The 15,456-nt window shown below is 69.0% G+C and carries 18 protein-coding genes; 10 read left to right on the top strand and 8 right to left on the bottom strand.

Translation table 11 applies throughout. The features are described 5' to 3' along the window. Positions 1 to 19: 19 nt before the first annotated feature. From MVA01S_RS04495 to MVA01S_RS04475, 5 genes are all read left to right on the top strand, one after another. Positions 20 to 763: a hypothetical protein gene (locus MVA01S_RS04495; protein WP_040542775.1), complete on the top strand. Its 744-nt coding sequence runs from the start codon at positions 20 to 22 to the stop codon at positions 761 to 763. Beyond that, positions 760 to 1,503: a hypothetical protein gene (locus tag MVA01S_RS04490; protein WP_003932641.1), complete on the top strand. Its 744-nt coding sequence runs from the start codon at positions 760 to 762 to the stop codon at positions 1,501 to 1,503. The genes MVA01S_RS04495 and MVA01S_RS04490 overlap by 4 nt, the downstream gene beginning before the upstream one ends. 86 nt (positions 1,504 to 1,589) lie before the next feature. Next, on the top strand, positions 1,590 to 2,108 hold the full coding sequence (locus MVA01S_RS04485) for a cytochrome c oxidase subunit 3 (protein WP_003932640.1): 519 nt from the start codon (positions 1,590 to 1,592) through the stop codon (positions 2,106 to 2,108). 2 nt (positions 2,109 to 2,110) lie between these two features. Further along, positions 2,111 to 2,404: a cytochrome C oxidase subunit IV family protein gene (locus MVA01S_RS04480; protein ID WP_003932639.1), complete on the top strand. Its 294-nt coding sequence runs from the start codon at positions 2,111 to 2,113 to the stop codon at positions 2,402 to 2,404. Between the two features lie 26 nt (positions 2,405 to 2,430). Beyond that, the gene (locus tag MVA01S_RS04475; RefSeq protein WP_003932638.1) at positions 2,431 to 3,264 is read left to right on the top strand and encodes a class I SAM-dependent methyltransferase; all 834 of its coding nucleotides are present in this window, start codon (positions 2,431 to 2,433) and stop codon (positions 3,262 to 3,264) included. A gap of 22 nt (positions 3,265 to 3,286) precedes the next feature. Here the strand turns inward: MVA01S_RS04475 and MVA01S_RS04470 are convergent, their stop codons facing one another. Then, entirely contained in the window at positions 3,287 to 3,472 is a 186-nt protein-coding gene (locus MVA01S_RS04470; RefSeq protein WP_003932637.1) for a hypothetical protein, read from the bottom strand. Between the two features lie 8 nt (positions 3,473 to 3,480). Beyond that, positions 3,481 to 4,305 (bottom strand): SDR family oxidoreductase, encoded by an 825-nt coding sequence (locus tag MVA01S_RS04465; protein ID WP_003932636.1) that lies wholly within the window; start codon positions 4,303 to 4,305, stop codon positions 3,481 to 3,483. A 91-nt stretch (positions 4,306 to 4,396) separates the two neighbouring features. Between MVA01S_RS04465 and MVA01S_RS04460 the strand changes: the two genes are divergently transcribed. Together MVA01S_RS04460 and MVA01S_RS04455 are read left to right on the top strand one after the other, a co-directional pair. Continuing rightward, positions 4,397 to 5,083 (top strand): demethylmenaquinone methyltransferase, encoded by a 687-nt coding sequence (locus MVA01S_RS04460; protein ID WP_003932635.1) that lies wholly within the window; start codon positions 4,397 to 4,399, stop codon positions 5,081 to 5,083. A gap of 154 nt (positions 5,084 to 5,237) precedes the next feature. After that, positions 5,238 to 6,296, top strand: a complete 1,059-nt coding sequence (locus MVA01S_RS04455; protein WP_003932634.1) for an alpha/beta hydrolase fold domain-containing protein — start codon at positions 5,238 to 5,240, stop codon at positions 6,294 to 6,296. A 47-nt stretch (positions 6,297 to 6,343) separates the two neighbouring features. Here the strand turns inward: MVA01S_RS04455 and MVA01S_RS04450 are convergent, their stop codons facing one another. Together MVA01S_RS04450 and menJ are read right to left on the bottom strand one after the other, a co-directional pair. After that, on the bottom strand, positions 6,344 to 6,760 hold the full coding sequence (locus tag MVA01S_RS04450) for a hypothetical protein (protein WP_003932633.1): 417 nt from the start codon (positions 6,758 to 6,760) through the stop codon (positions 6,344 to 6,346). Positions 6,761 to 6,848: 88 nt separating this feature from the next. After that, positions 6,849 to 8,096, bottom strand: a complete 1,248-nt coding sequence (gene menJ / locus MVA01S_RS04445) for a menaquinone reductase MenJ (RefSeq protein ID WP_003932632.1) — start codon at positions 8,094 to 8,096, stop codon at positions 6,849 to 6,851. 48 nt (positions 8,097 to 8,144) lie between these two features. On the opposite strand from menJ, the gene grcC1 reads away from it, so the two are divergent. From grcC1 to MVA01S_RS04430, 3 genes are all read left to right on the top strand, one after another. After that, entirely contained in the window at positions 8,145 to 9,152 is a 1,008-nt protein-coding gene (grcC1, locus tag MVA01S_RS04440) for a nonaprenyl/(2E,6E)-farnesyl/geranylgeranyl diphosphat synthase (RefSeq protein ID WP_003932631.1), read from the top strand. 77 nt (positions 9,153 to 9,229) lie between these two features. Next, complete coding sequence (htpX, locus tag MVA01S_RS04435) at positions 9,230 to 10,120, top strand: zinc metalloprotease HtpX (protein WP_003932630.1); 891 nt, start codon at positions 9,230 to 9,232, stop codon at positions 10,118 to 10,120. A 43-nt stretch (positions 10,121 to 10,163) separates the two neighbouring features. Then, complete coding sequence (locus MVA01S_RS04430) at positions 10,164 to 10,694, top strand: hypothetical protein (RefSeq protein ID WP_003932629.1); 531 nt, start codon at positions 10,164 to 10,166, stop codon at positions 10,692 to 10,694. Here the strand turns inward: MVA01S_RS04430 and MVA01S_RS04425 are convergent. Genes MVA01S_RS04425 through MVA01S_RS04410 form a run of 4 tightly spaced genes read right to left on the bottom strand, consistent with a single transcriptional unit; the run spans position 10,687 to position 15,454 of the window. After that, positions 10,687 to 12,285 (bottom strand): amidohydrolase, encoded by a 1,599-nt coding sequence (locus tag MVA01S_RS04425; protein ID WP_003932628.1) that lies wholly within the window; start codon positions 12,283 to 12,285, stop codon positions 10,687 to 10,689. The two genes, MVA01S_RS04430 and MVA01S_RS04425, sit on opposite strands and share 8 nt — an antisense overlap. Continuing rightward, on the bottom strand, positions 12,282 to 13,535 hold the full coding sequence (locus MVA01S_RS04420) for a M24 family metallopeptidase (protein WP_110765678.1): 1,254 nt from the start codon (positions 13,533 to 13,535) through the stop codon (positions 12,282 to 12,284). Before MVA01S_RS04420 ends, MVA01S_RS04425 begins: the two co-directional genes overlap by 4 nt. After that, positions 13,535 to 14,644: a polyamine ABC transporter substrate-binding protein gene (locus tag MVA01S_RS04415; protein WP_003932626.1), complete on the bottom strand. Its 1,110-nt coding sequence runs from the start codon at positions 14,642 to 14,644 to the stop codon at positions 13,535 to 13,537. Before MVA01S_RS04415 ends, MVA01S_RS04420 begins: the two co-directional genes overlap by 1 nt. A 21-nt stretch (positions 14,645 to 14,665) precedes the next feature. Further along, positions 14,666 to 15,454, bottom strand: coding sequence for an ABC transporter permease (locus MVA01S_RS04410; RefSeq protein WP_003932625.1), 789 nt, complete (start codon positions 15,452 to 15,454; stop codon positions 14,666 to 14,668). Positions 15,455 to 15,456 lie beyond the last annotated feature (2 nt).

Here is a 15,456-nt window from a genome sequence, read left to right as displayed (position 1 = left end):
GTCACTTATGGAGGTAATGGTGCAGATCCTGGAGCAGGTGCAAGACCTGCCGAAGGCGGGCAACATCAAGGCGCAGTGGGTCAGTCTGTGGACCGGGCCCGTGGTCGGGGTGGTCCTGCTGATCGCGTTCCTGGCCTTCCCCGGATTCCGGCCGCCGATGTCGCCGCTGTGGTCGGCCGAGCAGGTGGCCGGGTTCTACGCCGACCACACCGCGTGGATCCGGTTCAGCCAGGTGACGTTCAACCTGTGCGGCATCATGATCCTGCCGTTCTTCATGGTCATCGTCGCGCAGATGAAACGCATGAAGACCCAGAGCCACGTCTTCGCCTACTGTTACCTGACCGCAGTCGTCAGCGGCGCAACCACTTTCGCGCTGTCGAACATCTTCTTCCTGGTCGCGGCGTTCCGGCCGACCCGCAATCCCGAGCTGATCATGGTGCTCAACGACCTGGCGTGGATCGTGTTCATCGCCCCGGTCGGCATGGTCGTCACCCAGTTCGTGCTGCTCGCCCTCGCGGTCTACTTCGACGGTGGGCCCGATCCGGTCTTCCCGCGCTGGGTGGGCCACTACTCGCTGGCGACCGGGATCGCGATGGTGCCGGCCGCGGCGGCTGCGGTGGTGACGAGCGGACCGTTGGCCTGGGACGGTCTGCTGTCGTTCTGGCTGCGCAACGGCGCGTTCGCGGTGTTCGTCGTCGTCATGTTCTTCGTGTTGCGCCGCGCGGTGCTCGCCCAGGCACGCGACGAGGGTGTCACGCAGTGAGCCTGCTGGCGCCTGCGCGGACCACCGACGGTGCCGCACCCGGCGGCAAACCCGATGTGCGCCTGGTGTGCTGGTTCTTTCCGGCCTGGTATGCGGTCTTCGGCATCATCATCTGCGTGCTGGCCCGGGTCACCCCGCCTCCGCGCCCCGATGTCACCGACGCCGGCAAGGTCGCGTTCTTCGTCGACAACGGTCTGACGATCCAGATCGGGTTCACCCTGCTGCTGGTGCTGCTCGGCGGCGCCGCGGTGACCAACGGCTTTGTCGCCTACCACATGATGCGGATGTCGGTCGGCAAGGTGTTCGCCTACGGTTACCTCGGCGGCATGGGGGTGGGCGCGCTGCCCGGCTTCTTGCTGGTCGCGGTGTGCTTCCTGACGGCCGCGCTGCGGCCCGACCGCGACCCCCAGGTGGTCGGCATGCTCTACGACCTCGGCATGCTGTCCTACAACGGGTCGCTCGGCTGCTTCTCGGTGGCCTACCTGGTGTTCGCGATCGCGATCCTGTACGACAAGAACGAGATCTTCCCGAAATGGTTTGCCTACGTGAGTGTCTGGCAGATCGTCACCGAAGTCATCGCGACGCAGATGTTCGTCGCCTACTCCGGGCCGTTCGCCTGGAACGGGTCCGTGGCGTTCTGGTTGGCGGTGGTGGTGTTCAGCGTCTGGCTCGGCGCGCTGATCGTGCTGCTGCGCAAGGCCACCATGAGCGAACCCGTCGATTCACCGGGACTGGACTGAGAGCCGCTGTGACACCATCGGAATCGGTATCGACGACGAAGCCTGCGACCCCGTCGCCGGCCGGACGCCTGCCCGGCGACGTGCACATGTGGGTGATGGTCCTCGGCGACCTCGTCATCTTCTCCGGCTACTTCGTGGTCTTCATGGTCTACCGCACCATGAACCCAGACGAGTTCCTGGCCGCGCAGCAGCATCTGGACATCGACATCGGCGTGCTGAACACCGTGGTCCTGCTGACCAGTTCGTGGTTCATCGCCCGCGGCGTGTTGTCGGCGCGCAGCGGCCGGCCCGACCAGGCCGTCAGGTTCATCTACGGCGCAGGTTCTCTCGGAGTGCTGTTCATCGTGCTCAAGGGCTACGAGTGGTACAGCAAGATCGCCGCGGGCCACACCAACGCCGAGATGTTCTTCGCGTTCTACTACGTGCTCACCGGCGTGCACCTGCTCCATGTGCTGATCGGGCTGATCGTGCTCGGGGTGCTGGTGCGGGAACTGCGTAACCCGTTCCGCCGCAGGACATCGATGGTCGAGACCGGCGCGGTGTACTGGCACATGGTCGATCTGCTCTGGGTGATCATCTTCGGCCTGCTCTACGTGATGAGGTGACCATGACCGACGCGACCGGGATCCGGCACAACGCCACCCGCCTGATGACCTGGACGTGGGCGGTGCTCACCGCGATCACCGTCGGATCGTGGTGGTTGGCGCCGGCTCATTTCACCGGGACCGTGCACGCGAGCACCGCGATCACCGCGCTGGTGCTGGTGCTCACGCTGGTCAAGGTGCGGCTGATCCTCTGGAACTTCATGGAGGTGCGTACCGCTCCCCGCTGGCTCAAGGCCTCCGCCGACGTCTGGCTGGGCGCGCTGTTCGTCTCCGTTTTCGCCATCTACCTGGTCTGACGCCGGTCGCGGGTAAGTTTGTCGGTGTGAATCCCGACGGCAAGATCGATGCCAGCGCACTGGCCGGAGTCTCGGAGACGGCGCTGTTGACCCTGAACGGACGGGCCTATCAGGCCGGGCACCCGCAGGCCATCATCGACGACCCGATGGCGATCAAGCTGGCCGACGCGATCGACTTCGACTTCGACAAGTTCGGCCGCCGCAAAGGCCAGGAGATGGCGCTGCGGTCGCTGGCGTTCGACCGGGCCGCGACCAGGTATCTGACCGCGCATCCGGAGGCCACCGTCGTCGCGCTGGCCGAGGGTCTGCAGACCAGCTTCTGGCGGCTCGACGCCGCGATCCCCGATGCCAGGTTCCGGTGGTTGAGCGTGGATCTGCCGCCGATCATCGAGCTGCGCAAGCGGTTGCTGCCGTCGTCGCCGCGCATCACCACCCTCGCCCAGTCGGCGCTCGACTACAGCTGGATGGACGCGGTCGACACCACTCACGGGGTGTTCATCACCGCCGAAGGCCTGCTGATGTACCTGCAGCCCGAGGAGTCGATGGATCTGATCCGCGCGTGCGCGCGCCGGTTCCCCGGTGGCCAGATGATCTTCGACCTGCCACCGGTGCTGGTGAAGAAGTTCGCGCCGAAGGGGGTGCGCTCGTCGGCGCGCTACCGCGTGCCGCCGATGCCGTTCAGCCTGTCGGCGGGGCAACTGGCCGATCTCGCGCGCACGGTGCCGGGCATCCGGGCCGTGCACGACCTGCCGATGCCCCGCGGCCGAGGCGTCGTCTTCGAGCGGGTGTTCCCGGCGTTCTGGCAGCTCAAGCTCACCAAGAACTTCCGCGGTGCCTACACGCTCCTCGAATTCGGCTGAGTGGCTGGGACGAGCTGAGTCGCTAGGACGAGGAGTCGCGCATCGTGATGCCGACACCGATCCCGGCCGCGATCGCCGCGGCGACGTAGACCGACGCCGCCACCCAGGTCACCGTGATCGACGCGGCCACCCCGCAGGACAGCAGGGCCGCACCCGAGAGCGCGGCCCCGTAGAACGGGGTGCGCGCGGAGCGCAGACGACGGCTCACCGCGGACCTCAGCCCTGGGCTTCGATCGACACCGGCTGCCACTGCTCCCAGGTGGCGAGCCGGTTCTCGTAGTCGGCCCTGGCCAGCTGCAGCGGGGCCTTTCCGAAGAACACCCGCAGCGGCGGCGGCGACGCGTCGACGACCTTGAGGATCGCGGAGGCCGAGGCGTGCGGGTCGCCGGGCTCGGCGTTGCGGGACGCGCGCTGTTCCCGCGATCTGCGGTGCGCGTCGGCGTAGTCGGGCAGCTCGGTGGCGTGTCTGGCCGACGAACCGGCCCAGTCGGTGTCGAAACCGCCCGGTTCGATCAGGGTCACGTGCACGCCGAAGTCGGCGACCTCCTGGGCCAGCGCCTGCGAGAAGCCCTCCAGCGCCCACTTCGACGCGTGATAGATCCCGACGTTCGGGAACGCGGTGATGCCGCCGATCGAGGACACCTGGACGATGTGGCCGCTGCGCTGGGCCCGCAGATAGGGCAGCGCGGCCTGGGTGATCCACAGCGCGCCGAAGACGTTGGTCTCAAGCTGGTCGCGCGCCTCCTGCTCGGAGAGTTCCTCGATGAACCCGAACTGGCCGTAGCCGGCGTTGTTGACGACGATGTCGAGCCGGCCGAAGTGGTCGTGGGCCTGCGCGACGGCGGCGAAGTCCGCGTCGCGGTCGGTGACGTCGAGCTGCAGGGGCAGCAGCGCGTCACCGTATTTGGTGGTGAGGTCGGCGAGGGTGGACAGGTCGCGGGCGGTGGCCGCCACTTTGTCGCCGCGTTCGAGGGCCGCGATGGCCCATTCCCGGCCGAAGCCGCGGGAGGTGCCGGTGATGAACCAGACTTTTTCGGTCATAGCGGGATCAATGCCCTCTGGGGGCTGAGCATTCCCTGAGGCGGCGAGCGCACGGCTCGTTGCCGTCGGCGTGCCTGATACGTTCGGCTGCGTGAACCGCGCGTCGCTGGAGAAGAATCCCCATGAGGTGGCGTCGATGTTCGACGGGGTCGCGCGCCGGTACGACCTGACCAACACGGTGCTCTCGCTGGGTCAGGACCGGTTCTGGCGGCGGGCCACCCGGGAGGCGTTGCGGCTCGGTAGGTCGGACAAGGTGCTGGATCTGGCCGCGGGGACCGCGGTGTCCACCGTCGAGCTGGCCACCTCGGGCGCGTGGTGTGTGGCCGCCGACTTCTCCGTCGGCATGCTGGCCGCGGGGGCTTCGCGCGACGTGCCGAAGGTGGCCGGGGACGCGACGCGGCTGCCGTTCGCCGACTCGGTGTTCGACGCGGTGACGATCAGCTTCGGTCTGCGCAACGTCGTCGACCATTCGGCGGGCCTGCGGGAAATGGCCCGGGTGACCAAGCCGGGCGGCCGGCTGGTGGTGTGCGAGTTCTCCACGCCGACCAACGGGTTGTTCTCGACGGTGTACAAGGAGTACCTGATGAAGGCGCTGCCGGCGATGGCCACGGCGGTGTCGTCCAACCCGGACGCGTACGTCTATCTGGCGGAGTCGATCCGGGCCTGGCCGGACCAACGTGAGCTCGCCGAGCGTATCGAGGCGGCCGGCTGGTCGAATGTGCGCTGGCGCAACCTGACCGGCGGCATCGTCGCCCTGCACGCCGCCACCAAATCCTGACCCCCGCGCCCCTTCCCTCACCCCGTCCCCACTCACCCCTTCCCGCGAGCGTGCGTGTCTGCGGCCGACACGCCGCGAAAATCCACGACATCACGCACGCTCGCCGAGGACATATCGCACCCTCGATCCACAGGGCAGGCATTACCGTCGGAGCATGCTCCTCGGCCGCCACGCTGATCCCGAATCCACGCTCGGTACTGACCCGCGCTCGGACCCGCGGATGGTCGCTACCTTCGCTCGCTTCGGCCTCGACGGACGGCTGCCGTCGAGCGGGCTGTCCGTGGATTCGCCGCTCGAGCAGCGCCATGCCTACGCCACCATGAGCGAGCAGGGCATGGGTGCGGTGTTCGACACGCTCGCCGCCGAACTTCCTGCTCCCGCCGGGGTGGCGACCACGACCTCGACGATCACCGGGGCGGACGGCAACGTCATCACCCTGCACATCAGCCGACCGGCAGACGTCACGGGACCGCTGGCCGGCATCGTGCATCTGCACGGTGGCGGCATGGCAATCGCCAGCGCGGCCGACCTCGCCTACGTCCGGCTCCGTGAGCACCTCGCCGCGACCGGTGTGGTGGTGGTCGGCGTCGAATTCCGCAACTCCGGCGGCAAACTGGGGCCGCACCCGTACCCGGCCGGTCTCGACGACTGCGCGAGCGCGGCACGGTGGGTCAGCAGCCACCGCGCAGATCTCGGCATCAGTCATGTGGTGGTGTCGGGGGAGTCCGGTGGCGGCAATCTGACACTGACGTTGGCCCACAAGGCGAAACGGGACGGTTGGCTCGGCGAGATCTCGGGTTTCTACGCCCAGTGCCCGTTCATCTCGAACCGGTGGCTGCAGGACTGCGAGGATCTTCCCTCGCTCACCGAGAACGACGGCTACTTCGTCAGCCGTGAGCAGTTGGCGTTGCTCGGATCGCTGTACGACCCGGACGGGCGGCACTCGCAGGACGCGACATGCTGGGCGTCGATGGCGACCGACGAGGAACTCAGAGGTCTTCCGCCACATGTGATTTCGGTGAACGAACTGGACCCGCTGCGCGACGAGGGGCTGCAGTACTACCGCCGGTTGCTGCGGGCCGGGGTGCCCGCCGTCGGCCGGGTGGTGTCGGGCACCTGCCACGGTGGCGACCTGCTGTTCGGTAGTGCGATGCCCGACGTGTTCGCGGCCAGTCTGCGCGATGTCGGTGGGTTCGCCGCATCGCTGGGCTGATTCGTCGGAGAAACGTTGAAAGGACCGCGTACTTCAGGCGACTGCGCTCAGCCACCCCACAATCGCATCGACTCCTCGTCGACGCGGTCGTCGTGGATCTGCTGGAAGTTGCGTCCGCCCCGCCGGAACGTCGCGACGACGGCTGCCGGACAACGGGATTCGTCGACCGGGGAATCCAGCCACCGGCACGGACGGACGTGGACGAGGTCGACGCCCTCGCCGGCGGCGTCGTAGAAGTAGGAGCCGGCCAGGCGCCCCAGCCAGTACAGCCCTTCGGGGCCGCGGGTCCACACCAGCGAACCGTCCGGCGCCGCGGCGAACCGCTGCACACGACGCTCCAAGCGCTCGGTGTCGCCGTGATCGCCGAACCCGCACAGCCCCAACGACAGTGCGCGCTCGAACGTCAGCGCAGGATCGATGTCGTCACGGCGTGACCGCAACGGCGCGCGGTAGACGGACGTCACCACTGTCGCCCGACGAGCGTGCGTGAAGTGACCGACGGGGACGGCGTGTCGCCCGCAGACGCGCACGCTCGCGCAACCGGGGGCGGGCTCAACTGAACGGCCGGCGGGCGTCCATCCGCTCGGACAGCCTGCCCGCGCCCCGCCAGACCCGCGCGACCAGATCCTCGTCCTCGTCGGTGACGAAGTTGCCCATCACCCGGACCGCGAGCTTCATCAACGCCGCCGAGCGCATCGCCGGCGGACCGGCCACGGGGAGGAAGCGCGGGAACGTCAGCAGCAGCGCCAGCCGCCGCGCGACGGAGAATCCCCGCGCGTAATGCTCGTGCAGCACCGCAGGCCAGGCCGCCGAGTACGGCCCGGAACCGAGCAGCTCGGCCGCCAGTCTGCCGGTCTCCATCCCGTAGTCGATGCCCTCGCCGTTGAGCGGGTTCACACACGCCGCCGCGTCACCGATCAGCATCCAGTTCGGCCCGGCCACCCCGGACACGGCGCCGCCCATCGGCAGCAGCGCCGACAGCCCCGCCCGCGGGTCGCCCTCGAAGCCCCACTCGTCGCGGCGCAGCCCCGTGTAGTAGTTCATCAGCGGCCGCAGCCCGGCGTCGGCGGGCCGCTTCGAGGTGGCCAGCGCGCCGACGCCGATGTTCACCTCGCCGTTGCCGAGCGGGAAGATCCAGCCGTACCCGGGCAGCACCTCACCGGCGGGGGAGCGCAGCTCCAGATGCGACGTGATCCACGGTTCGTCGCTGCGTGCGGTGGCGATGTAGCCGCGGATGGCCACGCCGTAGACCGTCTCCTTGTGCCACTCGCGGCCCAGCGCGCGCCCCAGCGTGGAGCGCGCCCCGTCGGCGACGATCAGGTCGGTGCAGCGCACCACCTCGCCCGAATCGAGCACCACGCCGGTGACCCGGCCGGTGGCATCCTTCTCCACCGAGACGGCCTTGACGCCGAGTTTCATCTTCGCGCCCTCATCGACGGCGACCAGCCGGATCCGCTCGTCGAGTTCGGTGCGCGGCACCGCGCTGCTGACCGGCGGGAACGACGGGCCCGGCCAGGGCACCTCGACGTCGGCGCCGAAGCCGGACATCCGCAGCCCGCGGTGCGCGATCCGCCCGTCCAGCCATGACTGCAGCCCCAGCCGGCGCAGCTCGGCGACGGCGCGCGGGGTCAGCCCGTCGCCGCACGCCTTGTCCCGGGGGAACTGCGCGGAGTCGATCACCAGCACGTCCCGGCCGGCGCGGGCGGCCCAGGCGGCCGCCGACGACCCCGCCGGACCCGCCCCGACCACCACGACATCGGCGACCGAGGATCCTCGCATCGTCGCCTGCCCTGCGGGCATGGGCCCACCGTCCTCCGCCGAGTCCATAGCTCCCAGTATGTTGGCTGTGTGAGGACACCGGCGAACGTGGTGGCGGGAGTGGACTTCGGCGACGCCGAATTCGCTCAGGATGTCCGCGACGGAGTTGCCCGTATCGAGGCTCTGATGTCCGAGGAACTCGGCAAGGCCGACGTGCTGATGTCGGAGGCCGTCCAGCACCTGTTCCAGGCCGGCGGCAAGCGGTTCCGCCCGCTGTTCACGGTGCTGTCCGCGCATCTGGGGCCCGAGCCGGACGCGTGGCAGGTCTCGGTTGCCGGCGCGGTGATCGAGCTGGTGCACCTGGCCACGCTGTACCACGACGACGTGATGGACGAGGCGCAGGTGCGCCGCGGTGCGCCCAGCGCCAACGCCCGCTGGGGCAACAACATCGCGATCCTGGCAGGCGACTACCTGTTCGCGACGGCGTCGCGCCTGGTCAGCAGGCTGGGCCCGGACGCGGTGCGGATCATCGCCGACACGTTCGCGCTGCTGGTCACCGGCCAGATGCGGGAGACGCGCGGCGCCGCCGACCAGGTCGATTCGGTGGACCACTACCTGAAGGTGGTCTACGAGAAGACGGCCTGCCTGATCTCGGCGTCGGGCCGTTTCGGTGCGACGTTCTCGGGCGCCGACGACGAGCAGATCGAGCGGCTGGCCCGACTGGGCGGCATCGTGGGCACCGCGTTCCAGATCTCCGACGACATCATCGACATCGACAGCGACCCCGACGAGTCCGGCAAGGTTCCGGGCACGGATCTGCGGGAAGGGGTGCACACGCTGCCGGTGCTCTACGCGCTGCGGGAGACCGGCCCGGACGCCGACCGGCTGCGCGAACTGCTCGCCGCCCCCGTCACCGACGACGGCGACCTGGCCGAGGCACTGCGCCTGCTGCGCGCCTCCGGCGGCATGGCCAAGGCCAAGGAGACCGTCGCCGCCTACGCCCGTCAGGCTGAACAGGAACTGGCCTCCCTTCCGGACCTGCCCGGTCGCCAGGCGCTGGCGACGCTGGTGCAGTACACCGTCAACCGGCACGGCTGACGTCCGCGGAACCAGGCGGCGTCCTCGGTCGTTGTTCCGGCGAAGACTCATGAAGGTGTGATGAGGAGGACTCCGTAATGACTTGGCATCCGCACGCCAACAGGGCGAAGACGTTCCTGTTGCTGGTGGTGTTCTCAGGTCTGATCGTGGGTGTCGGGGCGCTGTTCGGGCGCAACATCATGTTTCTCGCCGTGCTGTTCGCCATCGGCATGAACGCCTATGTGTACTTCAACAGCGACAAGTTGGCCCTGCGGGCGATGCACGCGCAGCCGGTCAACGAGATGCAGGCGCCAGTGATGTACAAGATCGTGCGCGAGCTCGCCACGACGGCGCGCCAGCCGATGCCCCGGCTCTACATCAGCGACACCGCCGCCCCCAACGCGTTCGCCACCGGCCGCAACCCGCGCAACGCCGCGGTGTGCTGCACCACCGGAATCCTGCAGATCCTCAACGAGCGGGAACTGCGCGCCGTCCTCGGCCACGAACTGTCCCACGTGTACAACCGCGACATCCTGATCTCGTGTGTGGCCGGCGCGATGGCGTCGGTGATCACCGCGCTTGCCAACCTGGCGTTCTTCGCCAGCATGTTCGGCGGTAACCGGGACGGCGGCACGAATCCCTTTGCGATCCTTCTGGTTTCGCTGCTCGGCCCGATCGCCGCGACGGTGATCCGGATGGCGGTGTCGCGCTCGCGTGAGTACCAGGCTGACCAGTCCGGCGCCGAGCTGACGGGCGATCCGCTGGCGTTGGCCAGCGCGCTGCGCAAGATCAGCGCCGGCGTCGAGCGCGCCCCTCTGCCGCCGGAGCCGCAGCTGGCCGACCAGGCCCACCTGATGATCGCCAACCCGTTCCGGGCCGGCGAGAAGATCGGCAAGATGTTCTCCACCCACCCGCCGGTCGCCGACCGGATCGCCCGGCTGGAGGCGATGGCCGGCCCCGATCATTACCGGGATCCGGGCCGGTTCTGACCGGTCCGCTAACACTGCCGGCCCGTTCGGCGACATCTAGGCTGTGAAGGTGCGCAGCAGAATCGTCGGTGCCGGGTGTGTCGCCGCGGCCGCAGTCCTCAACGCGTCCGGTCTGGCCGCGGCGCAGCCTGAGCCCCCACCACCCCCGCCTGCGCCGAACATCAACGCTTTTCCGCCGGCCAGCCCCAAGGACTACGCGGTGCTGGAAGGCAGCGCGTACGCGTTCAGCTCCAACGGGCTGACCTGCATGCTGCAGCGCTCGGGCGGCTATGGCTGCAACGGCGTGCTGCCAGGTGCGCCGCAGGGGGCGAATGTGGTCAGCGGCGTGACCGGTGGGGTGCCCGGCTGGGCCTCCTCGCCGGCGCCGATCTTCGGCGGGCCGGTCAACGAACTGCCGCCGAACACCCGGCTGTCGTTCGGCACCGTCAGCTGCGGCGGGGACGGCACCCTGACCTCGTGCGTGGACAGTCGTAACCAGGCCGGCTTCGTCGTCAGCCCGGGCGGCTCGTGGATCGTCAACGCGACCAACCCGCTGCTCGCCCGTCCCGAGGGCACCAACCCGTACTTCAACTAGTCGTGTACACGGGCCGGCCCTCGAAGTAGGTGGCGGCGACATCGATGCGGCCGATCTCGTGGTCGTCCACGGTGTAGGGGTCGGTGTCGAGGACGACGATGTCGGCGGAGCGTCCGACCGTCAGTGAGCCGGTATGCGCGTCGACCCCGGCGGCGTACGCCGCGTGGCGGGTGAAGCCGAGCAGGCAGGTGGTCAGGTCCAGCGACTGCGCACCGCCCAGCGGGGCCGTGTCCAGGTCGCCGGGCGGGCGCCGGGTGACGGCCACTTCGATCTGCGGCAGCGGGTCGGGCGTGCTGACCCGCCAGTCGCTGCCGAAGGCCAACGTCGCGCCGGCGCGCGCGAGGTCGCCGAACGGGTACTGCGCCTCGAACCGTTCCGCGCCGAGCGCGGGACGGCACAGCGTCACGTTCTGCTCGTCGCGGCACGCCCACAGCGCCTGGACGTTGGCGATGACACCGAGTTCGGCGAACCGCCCGATGTCGGCGCTGCGCACCACCTGCAGGTGGCAGATCTGGTGACGGAGTCCCGAGGCCGGATCGTGACTGTGCGCGAACGCGTCCAGCGCCGAGGTGGTGGCCGCATCGCCGATGCTGTGCACGTGCACCGAGAAGCCGGCGTCGGCGCAGGTGGCGATCGCGTCGCGCAGTTCTGCGGGATCGAACAGCGGCGCCCCGACCGAGTGGCTGCACCGGTAGGGCTCGTGCAGCGAGGCGGTCAGGTTCTCCACCACGCCGTCGACGAAGATCTTGACCATGCCCGCGCCGACGAGTCGGCCCTTGGCCTGGTCGCGAAGTTCGCGCAGGTCAGTGATCTGGTCGGTGCCCCTGGCGGGGTCCCAGTGCAGGGCCGCGGTCACCCGGCCCTGCAGGGAGCCGGCCTGTTCGGCGTCGAGGTAGGCGGCCAGCATCGGCGCGGACAGTCGCGCGTCCTGCCAGCCGGTGATGCCCAGCGAGTGCAGGTAACGCTGACCCGACGCCAGGGCGGCCGCCCACTCGTCGGCGGTGATGTCCGGCATCCGGGAGGCCACCAGCCGCATCGCGGTCTCGTGCAGCGCGCCGGTGGGTTCGCCGCGCTCGTCGCGTTCGATCCGGCCACCCGCGGGATCGAGTGTGTGCGAATCGATTCCGGCCAGGCGCAGTGCCGCGGAGTTCACCCAGGCGCTGTGGCCGTCCCGGGCGGTCAGGTACGCGGGGCGGCCACCGGTCACCGTGTCGAGCGCCGCGGCATCGGGATTGCCCTGCGGGAACGCCGACATCGACCACCCGCCGCCGCGTACCCACGCATGCCCGGGCAGTGGCAGGGCGGTGCGTTCGACGACGGTGAGATAGTCGGCGGGGTCGGTGTCGTGCAGGTTGACCCACAGGTCGAACAGCGAGCCTTCCAGCAGGTGGATGTGGGCGTCGTGGAACGACGGGCAGATCAGGCCGGTGGAGTGGACGATCTCGGTGACGCCGGACCGGTAGTGGGACAACACTTCTGCGCGATCGCCGACGGCGACGATCACCCCGTCGGTGACGGCGACGGCCTCGGCGAAGCGGCGGGCCGGGTCGGCGGTGAACACCCGGCCGATGAAGACGGTGTCGGCGATCATCCGGTCCGCAGCACGTCGAGGGGAAGGGTGGACAGGGTGCGGGCGCCGTGTTCACCGAACACCACGGTGTCGATCATCGGGTACAACACGATGCTCTCGTAGTTGGTGACCACACCGGTCCGGAAGATGTCCTCGCTCGGTTCGCCGACCGTGAACGTCCATTCGCCGACCCAGTCGGGTGGGAAGGACAGCCCGAGTTCGTAGCCGCCGTTCCAGTCGTGCAACCCCCAGAGTCCGTTGTCCCGCAACAGGTTCTCGATCTCGGCGGTGACCTCGCAGACGCGCACTCCGTCGGCGGCGCGGTCGCACAGGATGGCGAACGCGGCGGCCTCGATCTCGGCCAGCCGGTACAGCTCGTCGGTCGGGTCCTGGCCGACGACGAACCAGCGCTCGATGTTGGCGTGGTAGCGGTCGACCACGCCGCACGGGTCGGCGCAGAGCACGTCACCACGCCGGATCACCCGGTCGGACGCGTAGGCGTGGCCCAGCTCGATCGGGCCGACCACCACCGACTCGTGCAGTGCAGCGGGTTCTCCACCGGCCTGCGCCATCGCCGAGATCATCACTCCCCAGGCCTGTTTCTCGGTCATCCCGACGCGGACCTCGGCCTGCAGCGCGCGCAGGCCGGTGTCGCAGATCGCCGCGGCACGTTCGATCACCGCGATCTCGGCGGCCGACTTGACCAGCCGCACCGAGCGGGTCACCGCGCTGGCGTCGACGACCCGGCAGCCTGCGGAACGCAGTGCCACCTCGATGATCTCGCTGGTGGCCCGGTTGGGCACGTGGCTGTGGAATTCCATGCCGACGGTGCCGTCGAGCCAGCCGCGCACCAGCAGGTCGTCGATGATCAGCCGCAGCACCGCGTCGCCGTCGTCGTCGCGGGAGAGCACCACGTCCTCGGCCACGGAGGTGCGCCGTATCAGATCGGCGTGGTGCTCGACGTCGTAGACGACGTAGCGGCCGGAGCCGACGTGCAGCACGGTGCACTGGAAGGGCGGCCACCGGGTCGACGATTGTGCGCGGTACCAGCGGGATTGGTAGCCGTGCAGCCAGCACATGGCGTCAGGTGAGCTGACCAGGACCAGATCGAGCCCGGCTCGGCGCGCGGCGTCCTGCAGCGCGGCTCTGCGCCTCTCGTACTCGGCGGCGGTGAACGCGTGCACGGTGGGTTCGGCGGCGGCGTCGGCGTAGGTCCGCGAGATGAACTGCCGGAGCCGGGCTGAGTCCACCTCGGGATGGGCGGTGCGCATCACGCGGAGGCCTTGACGCGGGTCCAGGCCTGATTCCAGGCCGTGAGCTGCTGATCCTGCAGCGCGGCGAGCCAGACATCCGGATTCGACAGCACCGCCGGGTCGTAGGTCAGGAACGGGTACTGCGCGACCAAGGTGTCGTAGGCGGCCATGCCGGCCTCGGTCGCGATCGGGTAGCCGACGAAGTCGACGATCTTGGCCATGTTGTCCGGGCGCAACAGGTAGTCGGCGAACATCAGGCCGGTGCCGGGATGTTTGGCCGCCGACGGGATCGCCAGGCAGTCGGAGTTGAAAGCCAGGGTCTCCCGGCAGAATTCGAACCCGATGTCGTCGGCGAAGGACGCCTCCTTCAGCGTGGAGAACGTCGCGCCGGTGTAGTTCATCAACAGGTCGGCCTCGCCGTTGGCCAGTTTCTCCCCGGCCGAGCTGCCGAAACCGCCCAGGCTCTTGCGCAACTCGATCAGCGCGTCGGCGGCCTGATTGAGCTCGCCCGCGTCGCTGGTGTCGGTGGGCAGCCCGAGACGGGCCAGCGCCATCGTCATCGACACGGTGACGTCGTCGAAGATGAAGGCGCGCCGGTCCAGTCGCGGCGCGAGCGTCCACAGGTCGTTCCACGATCCGGTCAGGCCCTCGACCCTGCTCTTGCGGTAGGCCAGCCCGATCCCGCCCATCGCGTAGGGGCCGGCCAGGTGCTCGGCCTTGGGTTCGAACGGCGGATCCTGGAACAGGTCGGTGACCTCGGACCAGTTGCTCATCACCGAATGGTCGATCGGCAGTAGCAGGTTGGCCGCGGTGGCGCGGGCGAAGAAGTTCGACGGCATGAACGTGATGTCGTAGGCGGCGCCGGCGCCGAGTTTCTGGATCATCTCGTCGACGGTCGAGAAGTAGGTCTGGTTGACCTTGACGCCGTATTCCTTCTCGAATCCGGCGATCACGTCGTCGGGCACGTACCCGGTCGGTGCGTAATAGGCCAGGTCGCCGTCGATCTCAGCCTTCGGTGGTTCCAGGGCGGTCCCCGGCGACGACTCCTTGGCACATCCCGCCAGCCACAGCGCGGCGGCTCCCGCGCCGGTCATGAACAGGAAGTCACGCCGCGTCGTTCGATACATTCATGCTCCTAATAAGTTGTGCTACAGAGGGTTTGAGGTGGTGGTGGATCGGCGGGAGCGTTGCAGCCAGAGGCCGGTGACGCCGAGAAGAACGGTGAGGACGATCATCGCGGTGCCGATCGCGTTGATCTCGGGGGACAGGCCGAACCGCAGCATTCCGTAGATGCGCACGGGCAGCGGCGCGATCTCGGTGCCGGACAGGAACACCGAGGTGACGAAGTCGCCGAAGGACAGCACGAAGGACAGGGCGGCGGCGCCGGCGATGGCCGACCGCAGCTGCGGCAGGATCACGGTCGCGAAGGTGCGCAGCCGTCCGGCCCCGAGGTCGGCGGCGGCCTCTTCCAGCCGCGGGTCCAGGGTGCGCAGCCTGTTGCCGACCAGCACGGTGACATAGACCAGGACGAAGGTGGCGTGTCCGATGATCAGCGTCAGGGTGGACAGGGCTAACTGCGCGGTGGTGAACAGTGTCATCAGTCCCACCGCGGTGGCCAGCTCCGGTGTCACCAGCGTCGACATCGCGACGGCTTCGACCGGGCGGGTCACCCGGCGCCTGCCGTGCACGAATGCGTAGGACAGCAGACAGCCCAGCACCACCGCGATCACCGTCGCCGCGGCGGCGACGGTCAGACTCAGGCCCAGCGCGGCGAGGATGTCCGGGTTCTCGGCCGCCTGCCGGTACCAGCGGGTGCTGAAACCCTCGAACTCCGACAGCGACGACGAGGAGTTGAACGAGAACAGCACGATGACGACCAGTGGCAGGTCCAGAAACACCAGCGTGACGGCCAGCACCAGCATCAGCCCGACCGGCATGC

The organism is Mycolicibacterium vaccae NBRC 14118 = CIP 105934, from assembly GCF_001552715.1.
GTDB classification, from domain to species: Bacteria; Actinomycetota; Actinomycetes; order Mycobacteriales; family Mycobacteriaceae; genus Mycobacterium; species Mycobacterium vaccae.
The sequence above is the reverse complement of the archived record's forward strand: the minus strand, read 5'-3'. Positions and strand labels throughout refer to the sequence as shown.